Below are 249 nucleotides of genomic sequence, written 5' to 3' on the forward strand. Positions count from 1 at the left end.
CTGCATAGCAGGGGCGTTGGCGTAGGAATCAACGGCCACAACAGTGCAGCCGAGACGCTTGAGCGAGATGGTCAGTTCTTTGCCTAGTTCACCGCTTCCCAGGAGCAGGATCTTGGCGGGCAAAGTAAGAGGAAAGTGGTTCGCGTTCATATATAGAATCGTACATGCCTGATAGCGCCGGCCTCGCCCTAATCCACTTTTCTTGTGTTTTCGGCCAGGATTTTTCTGTGCACGGGGATGGTCAGCGCG

General features: G+C 54.6%; 1 pseudogene. It reads right to left on the bottom strand.

The annotated features are described in order from the left end of the window. A pseudogene (locus tag QP381_RS09300) lies at nt 1-150 on the bottom strand (formate-dependent phosphoribosylglycinamide formyltransferase); the annotation flags it as partial. Nucleotides 151-249 lie beyond the last annotated feature (99 nt).

It is taken from the genome of Pauljensenia sp. UMB6358, from assembly GCF_030216865.1.
Lineage (GTDB): Bacteria > Actinomycetota > Actinomycetes > Actinomycetales > Actinomycetaceae > Pauljensenia > Pauljensenia turicensis_A.